This window comes from Ancylobacter mangrovi (assembly GCF_024752335.1).
GTDB lineage: Bacteria > Pseudomonadota > Alphaproteobacteria > Rhizobiales > Xanthobacteraceae > Ancylobacter > Ancylobacter mangrovi.
This window is the reverse complement of record NZ_JANTHY010000006.1, coordinates 310,882-327,875: the sequence shown is the minus strand read 5'-3', so window position 1 is coordinate 327,875 and position 16,994 is coordinate 310,882. Positions and strand designations below refer to the sequence as shown.

Sequence of the window (16,994 nt, the reverse complement as noted above, 5' to 3'; positions counted from 1 at the left end):
AACCAATGGTCAGGTCGTCCGCGCCGCCCGGCAAGTCCGTTTTTCGGGTTACTGGCCCGGCGCTGCCCGCTGCGCCTGTGCGACCATGGCGGTATCGGGATCGTCCGCCGCGCTTGTGGCCCCCTCCCCCTCCGGCGCGGCGGCCGCTGCCGCCGCAGCCTGGGCGGCTTCCTGCGCCGCATCCGGTGCGCCCGTCGCGGGCACAGGCGGCGCCGTGGCGGCCGCGGCCGGCGTGATGAACTTCGGCAGCGAAAGGGTGAAGCGGTCCAGGCCGTGGAACTGGATCCCCGCCACGTTCACCTCGTCCTTCTTGCGCGCCGCCGCCCCCGCGACCATGCCGCGCAGCTCCGGCGCCATCTCGGCGAGCTGGGTGAACTTGCCGTGGTTGAACCCGTCCTGCGCCTTGACGTCGGTCATGTCGACCACGACGGCGCCCATCTTCACCAGGTCCTCGTCATTGGTGTAGGCGCCGAGCCGCGGCTTGCCGCCGGCGATGAAGTCGGACAGGCCGAGCGCCTTGTCGTCGCGCGAGACCACGACGATGAACGGCTTGTGGGGCGCGCGGAAGCGCGCGAGCTGGGTCTTGAACACGTCGACGTCGATGTCGGGCGAGGCCAGGATGATGTTGCCGATCTTGCCCTCCGGCAGCGCCTTGCCGGAAATCGCGATCTGCCGCAGCGCCTCCACCGTCACCCAGTTCCCCATCGAATGGGCGAGGATGCTCACCTGCTCGGCACCGCTGTCGAAGGCGAGGCGAATGGTCTTCTCGAGCTCGTCGCGCGCGGCCGTGGCGCTGTTGCTGTCATAGACATAATCGGCGGTCGAGCCGCGCGAGGCCCAGGTGAACAGCACCGGCACGGCGGGCGACTTCGAATCCTCGGCAAGCTGGGCGAAGCGGTACAGCGCCTCCGAGAACAGCGTGTTGTAGCCGTGGACGAAGATGAAGATGTCCTTGTCGCCCTTGGGCCGCTTGGCGAGCTCGCCCTTCAGGTCGTCGACGAACTGCTGCCCGCTCTGGCGATAGACCGCGTCGCGCACCACCATGTCGGTGGCGGGATTGGGCAGCGCTCCCTGCTTGGGAAACTCCACCATGCCCGGCTTGTGGGTCGGCGGCACGGTCATGTCGATGCGCGCGAAGCTCAGCTTGTCGGCGCGCTCGCCGCTGTAGAACACGCCGGGCCTCGGATCGGGCTCGCGCGCCGACGCGACGAGGATCACGTGTTCCGTGGTGCCGGGCACGTTGTCCTCGGTCGCCATCAGCGCATCCGGTCCCGGGCGCCCCGCACAGCCGGCGAGCACGCCGCCGGCCACCACGATCACGCCCACGCGCACCACTAATGCGCGCACCACGACCGCGCGGGCGAAAACCCGCCGGCGACCCCCGACATCGGCCCCGGCAGGGCCCGACCTACTCCCGATACGCAACACGCAGCGTTCCCCCGACCTGGACGTGCCCCGACGTTAGAGACGGGAGTTGTAACACCTCGCGAGAGGGCTGGTAAGCGCCGCGCGTGGCTGACGGTATTCCATGGCTAACGAGGTTTTGCCGCCCGCGCGGGCCGTCCCCCATACACGAAAAGGCCGGCTCCGAAGCGGAACCAGCCTTGCTCATGTCGCGCTGAAAATGATTTCGCGCTGAACCTTGCGGCGCGCGGCGACGCGGCCGCGCCGGCGGTCAGGCCTCGGCCTTGACCTTGAGGACCTGGCGGCCCTTGTACATGCCGGTCTTCAGGTCGAGGTGGTGGGGACGGCGCAGCTCGCCGGAATCCTTGTCCTCGATATAGGTCGGCTTGGCGAGCGCGTCGGCGGAACGGCGCATGCCGCGACGCGACGGGCTGGTCTTCTTCTTCGGAACGGCCATGGTCTACTCCTCTGCCGGCAAGACGCGCGCTCCCATGGGGCGGGCCGGCGCCGGATCCTGCGTAATTCGAGTGGCGGCTTATACAGACTCGCGCGCGCGAATTAAAGGGGTCCGCGGCACATGGCTGCGTTCCGCAAACGCTTCGTTCGCGGGCGCTACCGGTCGAGCCCGAGACAGGCGGTCAGCTCCGGCCCCTCGCGCGGCAGCCGGGCCTGCAGATTGCCCGCGAGCCGGCTCAGCCCCGGACCCGGTTTTCCCGGGCGGCGATGGTGCGGATTGGGCAGGGTGACGGCGAGAAGCGCCGCCTGGCGGGCGCTCAGCCTGTCCGCCCCACGCCCGAAGGCGGCCTGCGCCGCCGCCTCAGCCCCGAACTCGCCGTCAGGCCCCCATTCGGCGATGTTGAGATAGATCTCGAGCTGCCGGCGCTTCGACATGACGACGTTGAGATAAAGCGCCAGCGGCATCTCCAGCGCCTTGCGCACATAGCTGCGCCCGTTCCACAGGAACAGGTTCTTGGCGAGCTGCATGGTGATGGTGGAGGCCCCGCGCGAGGCGTCCATGCCGTCGCTGTCGTCCAGCACCTGCTGCAGCTCGACGAGGTCGATGCCGATATGGGTGCAGAAGCGCGCATCCTCCGAGGCTAGCACGCTGCGCACCAGCGCCGGGGAGATGTCGGCGATCGGCCGCCATTCGCGCACCACCGGCTGGCCGCTCACCCAGCGCGCCAGCATCAGCGTCGAGACCGGCTGAACGAGATTGTAGAGCAGCCCGAGCACGAGCGGCGTCGCGACGACGATCAGCGCCGCCTTCCAAGCCCATGCCCGTATCAGCCCCATGCTCTCCCCTTCGTTCCCCTACTCTACCTAGCGGCACGGGCGCGTTCGACCAAGACCGTGTTCAAGACGTGTTGAGGAATTGCCGCATGTGCGGTCTCACGCGCGCCATCGCCGGGCGGGCAACGATCCCGCGCGCAATTCGTGCCGCACTGGATTATGGTCCCGCCATCGCCGGCCGGTCGCTTGACCCGTCACTCGAGCTGGGGCACCCAGACCTCCCGCCCTGTAGAGCATAGTAATGACGAGTTCCGCCGACGATCCGTCCTCCGCCCTGGCGCTTGCGCTCGGCGAGACCGCCGATGCCGTCGTCGCCTATCTCGACGATGCCATCACCGGCAATTCGCCGCGCAGCGCGCGGCTGGCGGCGGCGATGCGCCACGCGGCGCTGGCGGGCGGCAAGCGGCTGCGCCCCTTCCTGCTGGTCGAATCGGCCGCCCTGTTCGGCGTCCCGCGCGCGGCCGCCCTGCCCGCCGCCGCGGCGCTGGAATGCGTGCACTGCTATTCGCTGGTGCATGACGACCTGCCGGCGATGGACGACGACGACCTGCGCCGCGGTCAGCCCACCGTCCATCGCGCCTTCGACGACGCCACCGCCATCCTCGCCGGCGACGCGCTGCTCACCCTTGCCTTCGACATACTCGCGCGCGAGGACGCGGCCGCCGAACCGGCGATCCGCATCGCCTTGGTGGCCGGCCTCGCCCGCGCGGCGGGCGGCGCCGGCATGGTCGGGGGGCAGATGCTCGACCTCGCCGCCGAGGGCCGGTTCGAGAACGGCGCCCGCTCTCCCCTCGCGGCGCCGGAAATCGAGCGCCTGCAGGCGATGAAGACCGGCGCCCTGCTCGATTTCGCCTGCGCGGCCGGCGCGATCCTCGGCTCGGCCGATGCCGAGCGGCGCCAGTGCCTCGCCCGCTATTCCCACGCCCTCGGCCGCGCGTTCCAGATCGCCGACGACCTGCTCGACGTGGAGGGCGACGCCGGCACGGTGGGCAAGCGCGTGGGCAAGGACGCGGCCGCCGGAAAGGCGACGCTGATCGATTCGCTCGGCATCGACGGTGCGCGGCTGGAGCTCGAGCGTCTGGTCGGAGAAGCCGAGGCGGCGCTTTCGGTTTTCGGCAGCGCGGCCACACTGTTGGCGGAAGCGGCACGTTTCGTGGCAAATCGGCGGAATTAGGGGTTTCCTCATCTCGACGGAACGATAAGGTGCGCCCATTCTTATCGTGACGTAAGCGTGCGTCGTGCAGATGCTTCGCGCAGCCTTGCGTCGCCAGGAGGTGAAAATGCGTGCCGCCCCGCTCATCCTCGCCGGCCTGCTCGCCGGCGCCGCCCTCGTCGCTACCGCGCCGGCGGAAGCGCAGGAGACGCGCATCATCATCCGCAAGCAGCCGCCCCGGTCCTATCTCGATCCCGGCCCGGTGGTGAAGCCCGGTACGGCGCGCGACCTGAACTACATCTTCGCCACCCAGCCGCGCTATCCGCAGTATGGCGGCGAAGGTGGGATCACCGGCAGCCGCTATCCGCTGCCGACCGAGTTCTACCTGCCGCAGTACTGAGCCGCCCGCCGCCCCCTCGAGGCTGGCGCGGTTCGCACGGCATGAAAAAAGCCCGGCTCGCGCCGGGCTTTGTCGTCTCTGGGGAAGAGCGGCGAGGCTCAGCCCGCGGTAGGCCTCAGCCCGCCTTGCCGAGTTCGGCGAGGATGGCGTCGCCCATGCCGGTGGTGCCGACCCGGGTCATGCCGTCCGAATAGATGTCGGCGGTGCGGTAGCCCTGCGCCAGCACGCCGGCGATCGCCGCGTCCAGCTTGTCCGCCGCCTCGCCGAGGCCGAACGAATAGCGCATCGCCATGCCGAGCGAGCCGATCATGGCGATCGGGTTCGCCAGCCCCTTGCCGGCAATGTCCGGCGCCGCGCCGTGCACCGGCTCGTAGAGCGCGCGGCGACGGCCGGAAATCTCCTCGACGCTGCCGAGCGAGGCGGAGGGCAGCATGCCGAGCGAGCCGGTCAGCATCGCGGCCACGTCCGAAAGGATGTCGCCGAACAGATTGTCGGTGACGATGACGTCGAACTGCTTGGGATTGCGCACGAGCTGCATGCCGCAGGAATCGGCGAGCTGGTGCTCGAGCTGGACGTCGGAGAATTCCGAGCCGTGCACCTCGCTCACCACCTGCTTCCACAGCACACCGGTCTTCATGACGTTGTGCTTCTCGGTGGAGACGACCCGGTTGCTGCGGGTGCGGGCGAGCTCGAAGGCGACGCGGGCGATGCGCTCGATCTCGTAGGATTCGTAGACCTGGGTGTCGACCGCCCGCTTCTGGCCGTCCAGCAGGTCGGTGATGGTCTTGGGCTCACCGAAATAGACGCCGCCGGTCAGCTCGCGCACGATCAGCACGTCGAGGCCCTCGACCAGGTCGCGCTTGAGACTGGAAGCCTCGGCGAGCGCCGGGTAGCACACAGCCGGGCGCAGATTGGCGAAGAGCTGCAGGTCCTTGCGCAGCCGCAGCAGGCCGGCCTCGGGACGCACGTCGAAGCCCACCGTGTTCCATTTCGGGCCGCCCACCGCCCCGAGCAGGATGGCATCGGCGTCGAACGCCTTGGCCATGGCGTCGTCGCTGATCGGCACGCCGTTCTCGTCATAGGCGGCGCCACCGACGAGGTCTTCCTCGATCGAGAAGGAGGCGAAGCCGTGCGAATCGAGCCAGCCGACGACCTTCTTCACCTCGGCCATGACCTCCGGGCCGATGCCGTCGCCGGGAAGGAGGAGGAGCTTGTGGGTCGCCATGGGTTCTCTCGCTTGCGCCTGTTTGGAAACTCGTCGGATCAGTCGGGCGAGCGAGTGCTAATGGTTGGCGCGTGTGCTGGCAAGCGGCGCGTGGCCACCGAAGGGCAACCGAACGCCCGCCGGCCGGAGCTTCGCCCGGCACCGCGCGCTCCGCCTCCCGCCGTCCCCTGCGCCGGCGCGCGTCGCTACTCCGCCGCCGCGAGCGACGCCTGCGCCCCCGCCTGCGCCAGCCGGCCGGGCGCGACCGGGCCGACAGCGGCGGCCTGGATGTCGCCGCGATAGATCAGGCAGCAGCAGCGCAGCAGCGAGGCGAAGTTGCGCACCTCGCCATGGAGCTGAAGCACCTCGTCATGCAGATGGGAAACGAACTTGCCCAGGCTCATGCCCTGATGGGCGGCGAGTTCCTCCAGCACGTTCCAGAAGGCGGCTTCGAGGCGGATGGAGGTGGTGTGTCCGCCGACCCGAACCGAGCGGGTCTGGCTCTCATAGGTGTCGGGCGCTTGGCCCGCAAAAATACGGCACATGGCGTTCTCCCGGTAGGCTGTTCTGCTTGGCGCGAATTCCATCCCGGGAGAGGCGGGCTGTAAAGGTCAAAAATTCTTACCGGTGACGGCGGGCGGTAACCTCGATCTCGATCTTCATTTCCGGCTGCAGCAGCCCGGCGACGATGAGGGTCGCGGCCGGCCGCGCGGTGGCGAAATAGCTGCCGAAGATCGGGAACACCTCGTCCGCATAGTCGCGCTGCGCCACGATATAGCGCACCCGCACCACGTCATCGAGGCCGGCCCCGGCCTCGGCGAGCGCGGCGGCGATGTTGGCGAAGCACGCATGTGTCTGCTCGGCGAGCCCCTCGGGCAGGGTCATGCGGGCATAATCGTAGCCGGTGGTGCCGGAAACGAAGATGTCGTCCCCGTCCACCACCGCGCGCGAATAGCCGGCCAGCGCCTCGAAGGGCGAGCCGGAGGAGATCAGCCGACGGGTCATGCGCCTCGCCTCCGGGCTTCGCGAACGGACGGGCAGGCTCTCGCGTTCGGGACGGACAGCCGGGACCTGCCCGGCCGTTCGGCAGCTCGATCGGCCCGGCGCGGGGCCGGGGCCGGCCGGGATCACGCCCAGGGGCGCTCCTCGGCAAGCGTCGCCTCGTAGGACTTGATCTTGTCGGCCTTGACCTGGGTGAGGCCGATATCGTCCAGCCCGTTCAGCAGGCAGTGCTTGCGGAACGGATCGATCTCAAAGGTGATGCTGCCCCCGTCCGGACCGGTGATGGTCTGGTTCGCCAGATCGACCGTCACCACCGCATTGGCCCCGCGCGCGGCGTCGTCGAACAGCGCCTCGAGCTGCTCGGGCGTCACCTTGATCGGCAGGATGCCGTTCTTGAAGCAGTTGTTGTAAAAGATGTCGGCGAAGGACGTGGAGATCACGCAGCGAATGCCGAAGTCGAGCAGCGCCCAGGGCGCGTGCTCGCGCGAGGAGCCGCAGCCGAAATTGTCGCCGGCGACGATGATCGACGCGCCCTTGTAGGCCGGCTTGTTCAGCACGAAATCAGGGTTGACCGAGCCGTCATCCTTGTAGCGCAGCTCCGAGAACAGGCCCTTGCCGAGGCCGGTGCGCTTGATCGTCTTCAGATACTGCTTGGGGATGATCATGTCGGTGTCGACATTGACCATGTGCAGCGGCGCCGCGACGCCGCTCAGGGTGGTGAACTTCTCCACGTCTCGTTCCTCCGATCCGCCCGGCATCGCGCCGGCACGCGGGCTTTCCCGCCTTCCTAGCAACCCGGCCGACGAATGCCCAGCGGATCGGCCGCCTCAATGGCCCGGCAGCATCCGGCGCATCACGTCGTCCTTCAGGATCGTGTGATGCGCCACCGCCGCGAGCGCATGGAGCAGCGCCAGGATCACCAGCGCATTCGCCAGCACCTCGTGCAGTTCCTGCACCTGCCCCGCCAGGGTCCGATCCGTCGCCACCGGCGAGGGGATCGTGAACAGGCTGAAGAACGTCACCTCGTTGCCGCGCAGGAAGGCGAGATAGATGCCGACAGCGGGAGTGACGAGCAGGAGCACGTAGAGCAGCACGTGAGCCAGCGTCGCGGCCAGATGGACCGGTCGCGACAGGGCCGCCGAAGGCGGCGGAACCGGCCCGATCGCGCGCAGCGCGAGCCGCGCCACCACCAGGCCGAGAACGGTGAGGCCCACGGAGATATGGGTCCACCAGATCACTTCGCGCCCCGCCGAGCCGCGCGGGAACAAAGCCTCGAGATAGGTCACCCCGTAGACGACGATGATGGCGACCACCGTCAACCAGTGAAGTGCCCTGAGCGGCAGGCTGTAGGCCTGGACAGGGGCCGGAGCGGAGACGTCGCGAGCCATGATGGCGAAACCCTCTACAGTTTAGAGAGTTTCTAAGATGACATGGATTATGTCGCCAATACGGCCGGTTACGTACCCGCTTCCTGCTCCACCCGCTCCATGTCGTCGTCCGAGAGGCCGAAATGGTGGCCGATCTCGTGCACCAGGACATGGGTGACGATGTCGCCCAGCGTCTCCTCGTGCTCGGCCCAGTAGTCGAGGATGGGCCGGCGGTAGAGGAAGATCATGTTGGGTAGCGCCCCGGAGGCCAACTCGTAGCCCTGCGCCAGGCCGATGCCCTGGAACAGGCCGAGAAGGTCGAACGGGCTCTCCGTCTCCATCTCGTCCTGCACCTCGTCGGTGGGGAAATCCTCGACATTGATGACGAGGTTCCCGCACATGGCGCGGAAGCCGTCCGGCAGGCGGGCATAGGCGTCCGCGGCCATCGCCTCCATGTCGGACAGCGAGGGCGCGCTGCGCGCCGACCAGGCCAGTGCTTCGCTCGTGTCGGCTTTGCTCGCGTCGCTCATCACCGTCACCGCAGATAGGTGGCGAGGAGGTAGTAGGCGAGCGCCAGTCCCACCACGATCGCCAGCCCGCGCCCGATCCGCCGGCCCCACACCTCGATGGGGTCATCCTCCGGCGGATCGGTGTAGGGCGGGCGGTCCACCGGACGCTCTCCCCGCGCCGCCTCAGGCCGCGTGCGGCCAGCGGCGCACGTCGACGAAGCGGCCCGCGATCGCCGCCGCCGCCGCCATGGCGGGGGAGACGAGATGGGTGCGGCCCTTATGGCCCTGACGGCCCTCGAAATTGCGGTTCGAGGTGGAGGCGCAGCGCTCCTCCGGGCCGAGCTTGTCGGCGTTCATGGCGAGGCACATGGAGCAGCCCGGCTCGCGCCAGTCGAAGCCCGCCGCCTTGAAGATCGCGTCGAGCCCCTCGGCCTCCGCCTGCAGCTTCACCAGCCCCGAGCCCGGCACGATCATGCCGCTCACGCCCTCGCGCACCTTGTGGCCGGCGACGATTTTCGCAGCGACGCGCAGATCCTCGATCCGGGCATTGGTGCAGGAGCCGATGAACACCTTGTCGATGGCGATGTCGGTGATCCGGGTGCCGGCGGTGAGGCCCATATAGGCGAGCGCGCGGCGCTTGGCCTCGCGCTTGCCCTCGTCCTCGATCAAATCCGGATCGGGCACCGCGCCCTCGACCGAAATCACGTCTTCCGGGCTGGTGCCCCAGGAGACGATCGGCGGCAGCGCCGCGCCGTCGAGGCGGATCTCCTTGTCGAAGAACGCGCCCTCGTCCGAGCGCAGCGTCTCCCAGTAGCGCAGCGCCGCGTCCCAGGCGGCGCCCTTCGGCGCGCGCGGGCGGTCCTTCACATAGGCGAAGGTGGTCGCATCCGGCGCCACCATGCCCGCGCGGGCCCCACCCTCGATGGACATGTTGCAGACCGTCATGCGGCCTTCCATCGTCAGGTTGCGGAACACCTCGCCGGCATATTCGATGACGAAGCCGGTGCCGCCGGCGGTCCCGGTGGCGCCGATGATGGCGAGCGTCACGTCCTTGGCGGTCACGCCTTCGGGGAGCTTCCCGTCGACGGTGACGCGCATGTTCTTGCTCTTCTTCTGGATCAGCGTCTGGGTGGCGAGCACGTGCTCGACCTCCGAGGTGCCGATGCCGTGCGCGAGCGCCCCGAACGCGCCATGCGTCGAGGTGTGGCTGTCGCCGCACACGATGGTCGTGCCCGGCAGGGTGAAGCCCTGCTCCGGCCCGATGACGTGGACGATGCCCTGGCGCTTGTCGAGCTCGTTGAAGTACTCGATGCCGAAGTCGCGCGCGTTCTCGGCCAACGTCTCGACCTGGGTGCGGCTCTCCGGGTCGTCGATGCCGAAGCGGCGGTCGGTGGTCGGCACGTTATGGTCGACCACGGCCAGCGTCTTGGACGGCGCATGCACCTTGCGGCCGGCGACGCGCAGCCCCTCGAAGGCCTGCGGGCTCGTCACCTCATGCACGAGGTGGCGGTCGATATAGAGCAGGCAGGTACCATCCTCCTGCCGATCGACCACATGGTCGTCAAAGATCTTGTCGTACAGGGTACGGGGAGCAGACGTGCTCATCTCGGCGTCTCACTTGTCTGTAACGGGGGAAAATCGGGCTTGAAGCAGCGCAGCCGGGAGCACGGGACTCCGGGCGGCGCTCAGCTAAGCCCCGCCACCGCGCAGGCGGTGAAACGGCCGAAGAAGCGATTGGGCATGCGCACATGGTCGGGCACCGCCGCGAAGCCGATCGTGGTCGGCAGCCGCCGGCGCGCCTCCGGACGTGCGCAATCCTGGGCCGCGCCATCCCGCGCGCCCCGGCACACATCCGCTATGCAGCCAATCGTCATCATCGTGGAACCCTTCTAGCAAGTCTTGGCGCCGCGAACAATGCGCAGCTCCACGCCGACGACGTCGGGACGTCCACGCCATCATGCGCGGGCCGGCAATCGCCCCACTGGAATAATGTATTAAGAATGGAATATCCGTATTATTAAGTATTACGACGAGGAACGACTCTATATATCCAGTCATTCCGCAGCGTCATTATCTATAGCGTAACAAAAAACCTTGCGTTAGGTTCATCCGGTGAAGGCTGGAGTTCTTGATGCGCGTCACCGACATCGCACTCATCATCGCCGCCATTGGCGCACTCGTCGCGGCCGTCGAGGCGAAGAACCGCATCGACATCGGCCCGGCGGTGGAGAAGGAGCTGCCGCGGCAGAGCCAGTTCATCACCTGCCCGCTGCGCAAGCCGGACTTCGCCACGGTGATGCAGGCCGCCTTCGTCGGCGATGGCACACTGATCGTCGAGCAGCAGACGCAGACCAAGGTGCGCCACATCAAGGATTGCTGAGGCCCTTGCGCCTCACTCCGCCCTGCCGGACGGCGGCCAGCACCGCGCCCTTCCGAACGCAAAAAAGCCGGGGCAAGCCCCGGCTTTCAAAATCGTCGGCGATTCGTCCCGCGCGCCGCCGGCACGCAGGCGGCCGGATCACTCGGCGGCGGCGACCGGCGCGGCCTTCTTCTTCCCGGCGTTCTTGTCCTGGCGCTCGGCGATACGCGCCGACTTGCCGCGACGATCGCGCAGGTAATAGAGCTTGGCGCGGCGCACCTTGCCGCGGCGCACAACCTTGAGGCTGTCGATGTTCGGCGAGTAGAGCGGGAACACGCGCTCGACGCCCTCGCCGTAGGAAATCTTGCGGACGGTGAAGCTCTCGTTGATGCCGCCGCCAGTGCGGGCGATCACGACGCCCTCATAGGCCTGCACGCGGGAGCGCTCGCCTTCCTTCACCTTCACGTTCACGATGACGGTGTCACCGGGCTGGAAGTCGGGAATCTCGCGCTGGGCGGCGAGCTTGGCGGCCTGCTCGGTCTCGAGCTCTTTAATGATATCGACCATAACATCACCTCTGGCGGACCGGCCTTCGCCGCCCGCATCTTGCTGTTGTCAGTTCATAGTGACGGCGCGCCCTATACGCGAAGTCGCCGCGCTTGTCATTCCTTATTCGTCGCAGAACCGTCATGCGCCTGCGCGTAAGCCGCCCACAGGTCCGGCCGGCGCGCGCGGGTCGTCGCCTCGGCCTGTTCGTGTCGCCAGCGCGCCACCTTGGCGTGGTCGCCGCTGGTCAGCACGGCGGGGATCTCGCGCCCCTCGAAGCTCTGCGGCCGGGTGAACTGCGGATATTCCAGCAGCCCGGCGGAAAAGCTCTCCTCGGTGCCGGAATCGGGATGGCCCATCACGCCGTCGAGCAGCCGCACGCAGGCGTCGAGAAGCACCAGCGCGCCGATCTCCCCGCCCGAGAGCACCACGTCGGCGACCGAGACCTCCTCGAGCCCCCGCGCCGCGACGAGGCGCTCATCCACGCCCTCGAAGCGCCCGCAGACGACGACGACGCCCTCCCCCGCCACAAGCTCGCGCACGCGCTGCTGGGTCAGCGGCCGCCCGCGCGGCGTCATCAGCAGGCGCGGGCGAGCATCGCCTTGCGGCGCGGCCGCGTCGATGGCGCGGGCGAGCACGTCGACCCGCATCACCATGCCCGGCCCGCCACCGGCCGGGGTGTCGTCGACCGAGCGGTGGCGGTCGGTGGCGTGGTCGCGCGGATCGACCGTGTCGAGCGCCCACGCGCCCTGCGCCAGCGCGCGCCCCGCCAGCGAGAGGCCGAGCGGGCCGGGAAACATGTCGGGAAAGATGGTGACGACCGAGGCGCGCCACATGAGCCGCGCTCCTAGCCTCTGTCCGCCTCGGGGGGCGGGGCTTCCTCGCGCGCCCACTCGCCGGGATCGACGACGACGCGGCCGGCGCGGATGTCGACCGTCGGCACGACGGCGCGGGTGAAGGGCAGCATCAGCGTCTTGCCGCCCTGTTCCGGCGCGATCTCGAGAATGTCGCCGGCCCCGAAATCGTGCACGGCCACCACCTTGCCGAAGGGCGCGCCCTCCGTGGTGACGGCGGCGAGCCCGATCAGGTCGGCCTGGTAGAAGTCGTCCTCGTCCTCGGTCGCGGGCAGCAGGTCGCGCGCCACGAACAGGCCCTCATTGGTGAGCGCCTGCGCCGCCTCGCGGCTGTCGACGCCCTTGAGGCGGGCGACGAAATGGTCCTTCGCCGGGCGCAGCGCCGCGAGCTCGAAATGCCGCCGGCCGGCCTCGTCGGTCAGCGGGCGGTAGTCGAGCAGCGCGCCCGGATCCTGCGCGAACACGAAAAGGCGCATCTCGCCCCTCACCCCGTGCGGGGCGCCGATGCGGGCGATGAGGATGCGCTCGTTCGGCATGGCGGGCTGTCACGCTCTGGGCCTCTCGCTCGGGAGAGACCGGGTCGGGAACCGGAGGCGATGGCCGCGACCCTCGCCCCACGCGGGGCGAGGAACCCGGCCGGGCCGGGTGCCTCGCCGACGCGAAGGAAAGACGTCGAAGCCCGGGCCTCACTCGGCCGGAGCAGCTTCCTCGCCGGCGGCGGCAGCGGCAGCAGCGGCAGCGGCACGCTCCTGCGCCTTCTTGCCCGGCTCGGCCTTCTTCGGGTTGTTGCGCGCCTCGCGCTTGCGCAGCTCGAGCGCGTCGAGGAAGCGGGCGACGCGGTCGGTCGGCTGGGCGCCCTTGGCGAGCCAGGCCTTGGCCTTCTCGACGTCGAGCACGAAGCGGTCCTCGGCGTCCTTCGCCTTCAGCGGGTCGAAGGTGCCGATCTTCTCGATGAAGCGGCCGTCGCGCGGGGAGCGCGAGTCGGCGACGACGATGCGGTAATAGGGACGCTTCTTGGCGCCACCACGGGCGAGACGGATCTTCAGGGACATTGGTCTTTCCTTTCAGCTAGTCGATGTCAGTCGTGTCGTGCGTCGCTTGCGGGCCGGTTCCGGGGCCCCGCACCGGCCGCGTTCGGGCGGCGGGTGGAGAGCCGGAAGGCAAAGCTCGCGACGGTGTATCGGATCGTCACTTCTTCTTGCCGAAGCCCGGCAGGCCCGGAAGCCCGCCCGGCTTGCCCAGACCCGGCATGCCGCCGAGGCCGGGCATGTTGCCGGGGAAGTTCGGCGGCAGGTTCGGCAGGCCGCCGGCCGCGCCCTTGCCCCCGCCGGGCATCTTCTCCGCCATCTGCTTGAGCTGCTCGGGGCTCGGCATGCCGCCCCCCATGCCGCCACCCAGACCGAACATGTTGGCGAGGCCCGCCATCGGGCCGCGCTTGGCATTGGGGCCGCCCATCGCCTTCATCATGTCCGCCATCTGGCGATGCATCTTCATCAGGCGGTTGATTTCCTCGACCTTGGTGCCGGAGCCGGCGGCGATGCGCTTGCGGCGCGAGCCGTCGAGTAGCTTGGGATTGCGCCGCTCCTTGCGGGTCATCGAATCGATGATCGCCTTCTGACGCTTGATCACGCCGTCATTCATGCCCGAGGCGGCGAGCTGGTTCTTCATCTTGCCGACGCCCGGCAGCATCCCCATGAGCCCGCCGAGCCCGCCCAGCTTCTCCATCTGGTCGAGCTGCATGCGCAGGTCTTCGAGGTCGAACTGCCCCTTGCGCATGCGCTCGGCGGCGGCCATCGCCTTCTCGGCGTCGATGTTCTCGACCGCCTTCTCGACCAGCGACACCACGTCGCCCATGCCGAGGATGCGCCCGGCGACGCGGCGGGGATCGAAATCCTCCAGCGCGTCCATCTTCTCGCCGGTGCCTATCAGCTTGATCGGCTTGCCGGTGACGGCGCGCATGGAAAGGGCGGCACCGCCGCGCCCGTCGCCATCGGCGCGGGTCAGCACGATGCCGGTGAGGCCGACGCGCTCGTCGAACGCCTTGGCGGTGTTCACCGCGTCCTGGCCGGTGAGGCTGTCGGCGACCAGCAGCACCTCGTGCGGCCTAGTCGCGGCCTTCACCTCGGCCACTTCCGCCATCAGCGCCTCGTCGAGCGTGACGCGGCCGGCGGTGTCGAGCATCACGACGTCGTAGCCGCCGAGCCGGCCCGCCTCCATGGCGCGGCGGGCGATCTGCACCGCGCTCTGGCCGGCGACGATCGGCAGCGTGGCGACGTTCACCTGCGTGCCGAGCGTGGCGAGCTGCTCCATCGCCGCCGGGCGGCGGGTGTCGAGCGAGGCCATCAGCACCTTGCGGCTGCCGCGCTCGGTCAGGCGCTTGGCGATCTTGGCGGTGGAGGTGGTCTTGCCCGAGCCCTGCAGGCCGACCATCAGCACCGGCACCGGAGGCGCGGCCTCGAGGTCGATCGGCTTGGCGTCCGAGCCGAGCATGCCGATGAGCTCGTCATGGACGATCTTCACCACCATCTGGCCGGGCGTGACCGACTTGATGACCTCCGCGCCCACCGCGCGGGCGCGCACCCGGTCGGTGAAGGAGCGCACGACGTCGAGCGCGACGTCGGCCTCGATCAGGGCCCGGCGCACCTCGCGCATGGCCTCGTTGACGTCGGCCTCGGTGAGGGCGCCGCGCTTCTTAAGCCGGTCGAGTATGCCGCCAAGGCGGTCGCTCAGTGAATCGAACATGCGTTCGCCGCTCCATTCCCGCCGGTGTATCCCGCAAAGCCGAATGGCCCCCGAGGGCGCGTCGCGCTGTCGGAGGTTGACCTCCGGGCTCACGGGCCCGGGCGGTAGGTCGGCTCGCGAGATGTGCGAGGATCGGCAGGGCTGTACTTTGGGAAGGTGGCGAAGTCAAGGAAACCGGCCTGCCGCCCGCTTCCCCAGCACCTTCCCGCACCCGCCGGATCGCCCCGCAACCCGGCCGCCCGCCATGTTCGCGCAACCCCGCGCGCGCCGCAACGCCCGGCATGACGTGCTATCATCGCACGGGAATCGTGGAAGACGGGCCATGGATCTGGAAGCTCACATTCTCTCCATCGTCAGCCGCAGCCGCGGCGGCCTCACCGCCGAAAGCGTGGCCATCGCCTATGCGAAGGAGATGGAGGGCGAGATCAGGTCGATCCTCGACAAGCTCGCGCGCGACGGCCTCGTCAACAAGAACCGCGGCGCCGACCAGGCGACCTACCACAAGCTGGTCGCCACCCGCAGGGTCGAGACCCGCTAGACTTCCCCTCCGGCATAACGGTTTCCACGCACGGCCGGCCGGTCACAACCGCGCAATATCGCCCTCCTAGCCTGATCCCGTTTCATGCAGGAGCTCTGGTGATGAACGTCCGCGAGAAGGCTGTCTCCCTCTCCGCCCCGGCCGACGACCTCGACGACGGCGCGCTGTTCGAGGCCGTGCTGGCGCTGCGCGGCGCGGTCGCGCAGGACGGCGCGCCGCCCGCGGCCCGCTTCGCGCAGGCGTCCGGCCGCGAGGAGCCCGCCCTCGCCAACCTCGCCCATTACCTCGCCCTGCGCCATCACGACCTGCGCGGGCTGCAGCGCGAGCTGATGCGGCGCGGCCTGTCCTCGCTCGGCCGGCTGGAGAGCCGCGTGCTGCCGACGCTGGACGCGGTGCTGGCCGTGCTCGCCGCGCTCACCGGCCGCCCCGTCCCGTTCCCGGCGCCGGATGCGGCGGCCTTCTTCGCCGGCGAGACCCGGCTCGACGCGGCGAGCGCGGCAAGCCTCGGTGCCGAACCGCCCGGGCGCTACACGAGGATCATGGTAACGCTGCCGAGCGAGGCGGCGACCGACGCGGCCTTCGTCGCCGCCCTCGTGGAGCACGGCATGGACGTCGCGCGCATCAACTGCGCCCATGACGATGCCGAGGCGTGGCGTGCGATGGCCCATCACGTACGCGCGGCCGGCGAGGCGCAGGGCCGGCGCATCGCCGTGCTGATGGACATTGCCGGGCCGAAGATCCGCACCGAGGCGGTGCTGCCGATGAAGAAGGGCAAGCCTTCCGGCCGGCTGATGACCGGCGACGCGCTGCGCCTCGTCGCCCAGGGCGCCCCGCGCCCGGATGAGGAGGCCCCCTTTTCCGCCGCCGTCTCACTGCCTGAGATCGTCACCCGCCTCGCGGTAGGCGACCGCGTGCTCTATGACGACGGCAAGGTCGAGGGCGTGGTGGAGAGGCTTGCCGAGGGCGAGGCGGTGATCCGCATCCGCCATGCCCGCGAGAAGGGTACCAAGCTCAAGCCGGAGAAGGGCATCAACCTGCCTGACACCGCGCTCGGCCTCTCCCCCCTCACCGCGAAGGACGACGCAGACCTCGCCACCGTGATCGAGTGCGCGGACATGATCGGCTATTCCTTCGTCAGCCGGCCCGAGGACATCGACCTGATCGAGGAAGCGATCGCCCGCCACGGGCGCGACCCCGACCGCCCGCTCGGGCTGATGGCGAAGATCGAGCGCCCCGACGCGGTGAAGAACCTGCCCGACCTGATCGCCCGCGCCGCCGGCCGCGGCCCGTTCAGCGTGATGATCGCGCGCGGCGACCTCGCCGCCGAGATCGGCTTCGAGCGCCTCGCCGAGATGCAGGAAGAGCTGCTGTGGATCTGCGAGGCCGCCGCCGTGCCGGCGATCTGGGCGACCCAGGTGCTGGAGGACCTGGTGCGCGACGGCATCCCCTCGCGCGGCGAGATGACGGACGCCGCCATGGCCGCTCGCGCCGAATGCGTCATGCTGAACAAGGGGCCAGCGGTGATCGAGGCGGTCGACCTGCTCGGGCGCCTGCTCGGCCGCATGGCCGGCCATCTCGACAAGAAGACCCCGACGCTGCGCGCGCTCCGAAGCTGGTAGCCCCGGC

Annotated in this window: 22 protein-coding genes; 5 read left to right on the top strand and 17 right to left on the bottom strand. The window is 69.2% G+C overall.

From position 1 onward, the window contains the following. Nucleotides 1-48: 48 nt before the first annotated feature. The 3 genes from NVS83_RS16940 to NVS83_RS16930 all read right to left on the bottom strand — a co-directional run bounded on the left by NVS83_RS16940 (nucleotide 49) and on the right by NVS83_RS16930 (nucleotide 2,697). A complete protein-coding gene (locus NVS83_RS16940) occupies nucleotides 49-1,350 on the bottom strand; it encodes an alpha/beta hydrolase (protein WP_258740353.1) in 1,302 nt (433 codons plus the stop codon). A gap of 325 nt (nucleotides 1,351-1,675) precedes the next feature. After that, nucleotides 1,676-1,861, bottom strand: a complete 186-nt coding sequence (gene rpmF, locus NVS83_RS16935) for a 50S ribosomal protein L32 (protein ID WP_018387408.1) — start codon at nucleotides 1,859-1,861, stop codon at nucleotides 1,676-1,678. Between the two features lie 155 nt (nucleotides 1,862-2,016). Continuing rightward, the gene (locus tag NVS83_RS16930; protein WP_258740352.1) at nucleotides 2,017-2,697 is read right to left on the bottom strand and encodes a transglycosylase domain-containing protein; all 681 of its coding nucleotides are present in this window, start codon (nucleotides 2,695-2,697) and stop codon (nucleotides 2,017-2,019) included. A 238-nt stretch (nucleotides 2,698-2,935) separates the two neighbouring features. Between NVS83_RS16930 and NVS83_RS16925 the strand changes: the two genes are divergently transcribed. Continuing rightward, entirely contained in the window at nucleotides 2,936-3,868 is a 933-nt protein-coding gene (locus tag NVS83_RS16925) for a polyprenyl synthetase family protein (RefSeq protein WP_258740351.1), read from the top strand. A gap of 106 nt (nucleotides 3,869-3,974) precedes the next feature. Next, on the top strand, nucleotides 3,975-4,247 hold the full coding sequence (locus NVS83_RS16920) for a hypothetical protein (RefSeq protein ID WP_258734515.1): 273 nt from the start codon (nucleotides 3,975-3,977) through the stop codon (nucleotides 4,245-4,247). Between the two features lie 115 nt (nucleotides 4,248-4,362). On the opposite strand, the gene leuB is transcribed toward NVS83_RS16920, so the two are convergent. The 9 genes from leuB to NVS83_RS16875 form a co-directional block, all read right to left on the bottom strand. After that, on the bottom strand, nucleotides 4,363-5,472 hold the full coding sequence (gene leuB / locus NVS83_RS16915; RefSeq protein ID WP_258734516.1) for a 3-isopropylmalate dehydrogenase: 1,110 nt from the start codon (nucleotides 5,470-5,472) through the stop codon (nucleotides 4,363-4,365). Between the two features lie 185 nt (nucleotides 5,473-5,657). Beyond that, entirely contained in the window at nucleotides 5,658-5,996 is a 339-nt protein-coding gene (locus NVS83_RS16910) for a ribbon-helix-helix domain-containing protein (RefSeq protein ID WP_258740350.1), read from the bottom strand. Nucleotides 5,997-6,072: 76 nt separating this feature from the next. Next, complete coding sequence (locus NVS83_RS16905) at nucleotides 6,073-6,456, bottom strand: RidA family protein (protein WP_258740349.1); 384 nt, start codon at nucleotides 6,454-6,456, stop codon at nucleotides 6,073-6,075. Nucleotides 6,457-6,578: 122 nt separating this feature from the next. Next, entirely contained in the window at nucleotides 6,579-7,184 is a 606-nt protein-coding gene (gene leuD, locus NVS83_RS16900; RefSeq protein ID WP_258734519.1) for a 3-isopropylmalate dehydratase small subunit, read from the bottom strand. Nucleotides 7,185-7,280: 96 nt separating this feature from the next. After that, a complete protein-coding gene (locus NVS83_RS16895; RefSeq protein WP_258734520.1) occupies nucleotides 7,281-7,841 on the bottom strand; it encodes a cytochrome b in 561 nt (186 codons plus the stop codon). 68 nt (nucleotides 7,842-7,909) lie between these two features. Then, entirely contained in the window at nucleotides 7,910-8,350 is a 441-nt protein-coding gene (locus NVS83_RS16890) for a metallopeptidase family protein (protein WP_258740348.1), read from the bottom strand. Between the two features lie 5 nt (nucleotides 8,351-8,355). After that, complete coding sequence (locus tag NVS83_RS16885) at nucleotides 8,356-8,490, bottom strand: hypothetical protein (protein WP_258734521.1); 135 nt, start codon at nucleotides 8,488-8,490, stop codon at nucleotides 8,356-8,358. 22 nt (nucleotides 8,491-8,512) lie between these two features. Next, nucleotides 8,513-9,934 (bottom strand): 3-isopropylmalate dehydratase large subunit, encoded by a 1,422-nt coding sequence (gene leuC / locus NVS83_RS16880; RefSeq protein ID WP_258734522.1) that lies wholly within the window; start codon nucleotides 9,932-9,934, stop codon nucleotides 8,513-8,515. 80 nt (nucleotides 9,935-10,014) lie between these two features. Beyond that, entirely contained in the window at nucleotides 10,015-10,206 is a 192-nt protein-coding gene (locus NVS83_RS16875) for a hypothetical protein (protein WP_258734523.1), read from the bottom strand. Between the two features lie 254 nt (nucleotides 10,207-10,460). On the opposite strand from NVS83_RS16875, the gene NVS83_RS16870 reads away from it, so the two are divergent. Next, on the top strand, nucleotides 10,461-10,709 hold the full coding sequence (locus NVS83_RS16870) for a hypothetical protein (RefSeq protein WP_258734524.1): 249 nt from the start codon (nucleotides 10,461-10,463) through the stop codon (nucleotides 10,707-10,709). Nucleotides 10,710-10,847: 138 nt separating this feature from the next. Here NVS83_RS16870 and rplS read toward each other — a convergent pair whose 3' ends face one another. The 5 genes from rplS to ffh all read right to left on the bottom strand — a co-directional run bounded on the left by rplS (nucleotide 10,848) and on the right by ffh (nucleotide 14,830). Beyond that, a complete protein-coding gene (gene rplS, locus NVS83_RS16865; RefSeq protein WP_258734525.1) occupies nucleotides 10,848-11,255 on the bottom strand; it encodes a 50S ribosomal protein L19 in 408 nt (135 codons plus the stop codon). Nucleotides 11,256-11,350: 95 nt separating this feature from the next. Continuing rightward, entirely contained in the window at nucleotides 11,351-12,070 is a 720-nt protein-coding gene (gene trmD / locus NVS83_RS16860) for a tRNA (guanosine(37)-N1)-methyltransferase TrmD (protein WP_258740347.1), read from the bottom strand. An 11-nt stretch (nucleotides 12,071-12,081) separates the two neighbouring features. Further along, on the bottom strand, nucleotides 12,082-12,624 hold the full coding sequence (rimM, locus tag NVS83_RS16855; protein WP_258740346.1) for a ribosome maturation factor RimM: 543 nt from the start codon (nucleotides 12,622-12,624) through the stop codon (nucleotides 12,082-12,084). Between the two features lie 150 nt (nucleotides 12,625-12,774). Continuing rightward, entirely contained in the window at nucleotides 12,775-13,140 is a 366-nt protein-coding gene (rpsP, locus tag NVS83_RS16850) for a 30S ribosomal protein S16 (protein WP_258734528.1), read from the bottom strand. Nucleotides 13,141-13,276: 136 nt separating this feature from the next. Next, entirely contained in the window at nucleotides 13,277-14,830 is a 1,554-nt protein-coding gene (gene ffh, locus NVS83_RS16845; RefSeq protein ID WP_258740345.1) for a signal recognition particle protein, read from the bottom strand. 322 nt (nucleotides 14,831-15,152) lie between these two features. Here ffh and NVS83_RS16840 point away from each other — a divergent pair, with 322 nt between their 5' ends. Together NVS83_RS16840 and NVS83_RS16835 are read left to right on the top strand one after the other, a co-directional pair. Continuing rightward, the gene (locus tag NVS83_RS16840; protein WP_258740344.1) at nucleotides 15,153-15,368 is read left to right on the top strand and encodes a hypothetical protein; all 216 of its coding nucleotides are present in this window, start codon (nucleotides 15,153-15,155) and stop codon (nucleotides 15,366-15,368) included. 101 nt (nucleotides 15,369-15,469) lie between these two features. Further along, nucleotides 15,470-16,987 (top strand): pyruvate kinase, encoded by a 1,518-nt coding sequence (locus tag NVS83_RS16835; protein ID WP_258740342.1) that lies wholly within the window; start codon nucleotides 15,470-15,472, stop codon nucleotides 16,985-16,987. Nucleotides 16,988-16,994 lie beyond the last annotated feature (7 nt).

Bases quoted from the DNA above. Each gene is read 5' to 3' on its own strand.
- rpmF (WP_018387408.1), bottom strand. From the start codon at position 1,861: ATGGCCGTTCCGAAGAAGAAGACCAGCCCGTCGCGTCGCGGCATGCGC.
- NVS83_RS16930 (WP_258740352.1), bottom strand. From the start codon at position 2,697: ATGGGGCTGATACGGGCATGGGCTTGGAAGGCGGCGCTGATCGTCGTC.
- NVS83_RS16925 (WP_258740351.1), top strand. From the start codon at position 2,936: ATGACGAGTTCCGCCGACGATCCGTCCTCCGCCCTGGCGCTTGCGCTC.
- NVS83_RS16920 (WP_258734515.1), top strand. From the start codon at position 3,975: ATGCGTGCCGCCCCGCTCATCCTCGCCGGCCTGCTCGCCGGCGCCGCC.
- leuB (WP_258734516.1), bottom strand. From the start codon at position 5,472: ATGGCGACCCACAAGCTCCTCCTCCTTCCCGGCGACGGCATCGGCCCG.
- NVS83_RS16910 (WP_258740350.1), bottom strand. From the start codon at position 5,996: ATGTGCCGTATTTTTGCGGGCCAAGCGCCCGACACCTATGAGAGCCAG.
- NVS83_RS16905 (WP_258740349.1), bottom strand. From the start codon at position 6,456: ATGACCCGTCGGCTGATCTCCTCCGGCTCGCCCTTCGAGGCGCTGGCC.
- NVS83_RS16895 (WP_258734520.1), bottom strand. From the start codon at position 7,841: ATGGCTCGCGACGTCTCCGCTCCGGCCCCTGTCCAGGCCTACAGCCTG.
- NVS83_RS16890 (WP_258740348.1), bottom strand. From the start codon at position 8,350: ATGAGCGACGCGAGCAAAGCCGACACGAGCGAAGCACTGGCCTGGTCG.
- leuC (WP_258734522.1), bottom strand. From the start codon at position 9,934: ATGAGCACGTCTGCTCCCCGTACCCTGTACGACAAGATCTTTGACGAC.
- NVS83_RS16875 (WP_258734523.1), bottom strand. From the start codon at position 10,206: ATGATGACGATTGGCTGCATAGCGGATGTGTGCCGGGGCGCGCGGGAT.
- NVS83_RS16870 (WP_258734524.1), top strand. From the start codon at position 10,461: ATGCGCGTCACCGACATCGCACTCATCATCGCCGCCATTGGCGCACTC.
- rplS (WP_258734525.1), bottom strand. From the start codon at position 11,255: ATGGTCGATATCATTAAAGAGCTCGAGACCGAGCAGGCCGCCAAGCTC.
- trmD (WP_258740347.1), bottom strand. From the start codon at position 12,070: ATGTGGCGCGCCTCGGTCGTCACCATCTTTCCCGACATGTTTCCCGGC.
- rimM (WP_258740346.1), bottom strand. From the start codon at position 12,624: ATGCCGAACGAGCGCATCCTCATCGCCCGCATCGGCGCCCCGCACGGG.
- rpsP (WP_258734528.1), bottom strand. From the start codon at position 13,140: ATGTCCCTGAAGATCCGTCTCGCCCGTGGTGGCGCCAAGAAGCGTCCC.
- ffh (WP_258740345.1), bottom strand. From the start codon at position 14,830: ATGTTCGATTCACTGAGCGACCGCCTTGGCGGCATACTCGACCGGCTT.
- NVS83_RS16840 (WP_258740344.1), top strand. From the start codon at position 15,153: ATGGATCTGGAAGCTCACATTCTCTCCATCGTCAGCCGCAGCCGCGGC.
- NVS83_RS16835 (WP_258740342.1), top strand. From the start codon at position 15,470: ATGAACGTCCGCGAGAAGGCTGTCTCCCTCTCCGCCCCGGCCGACGAC.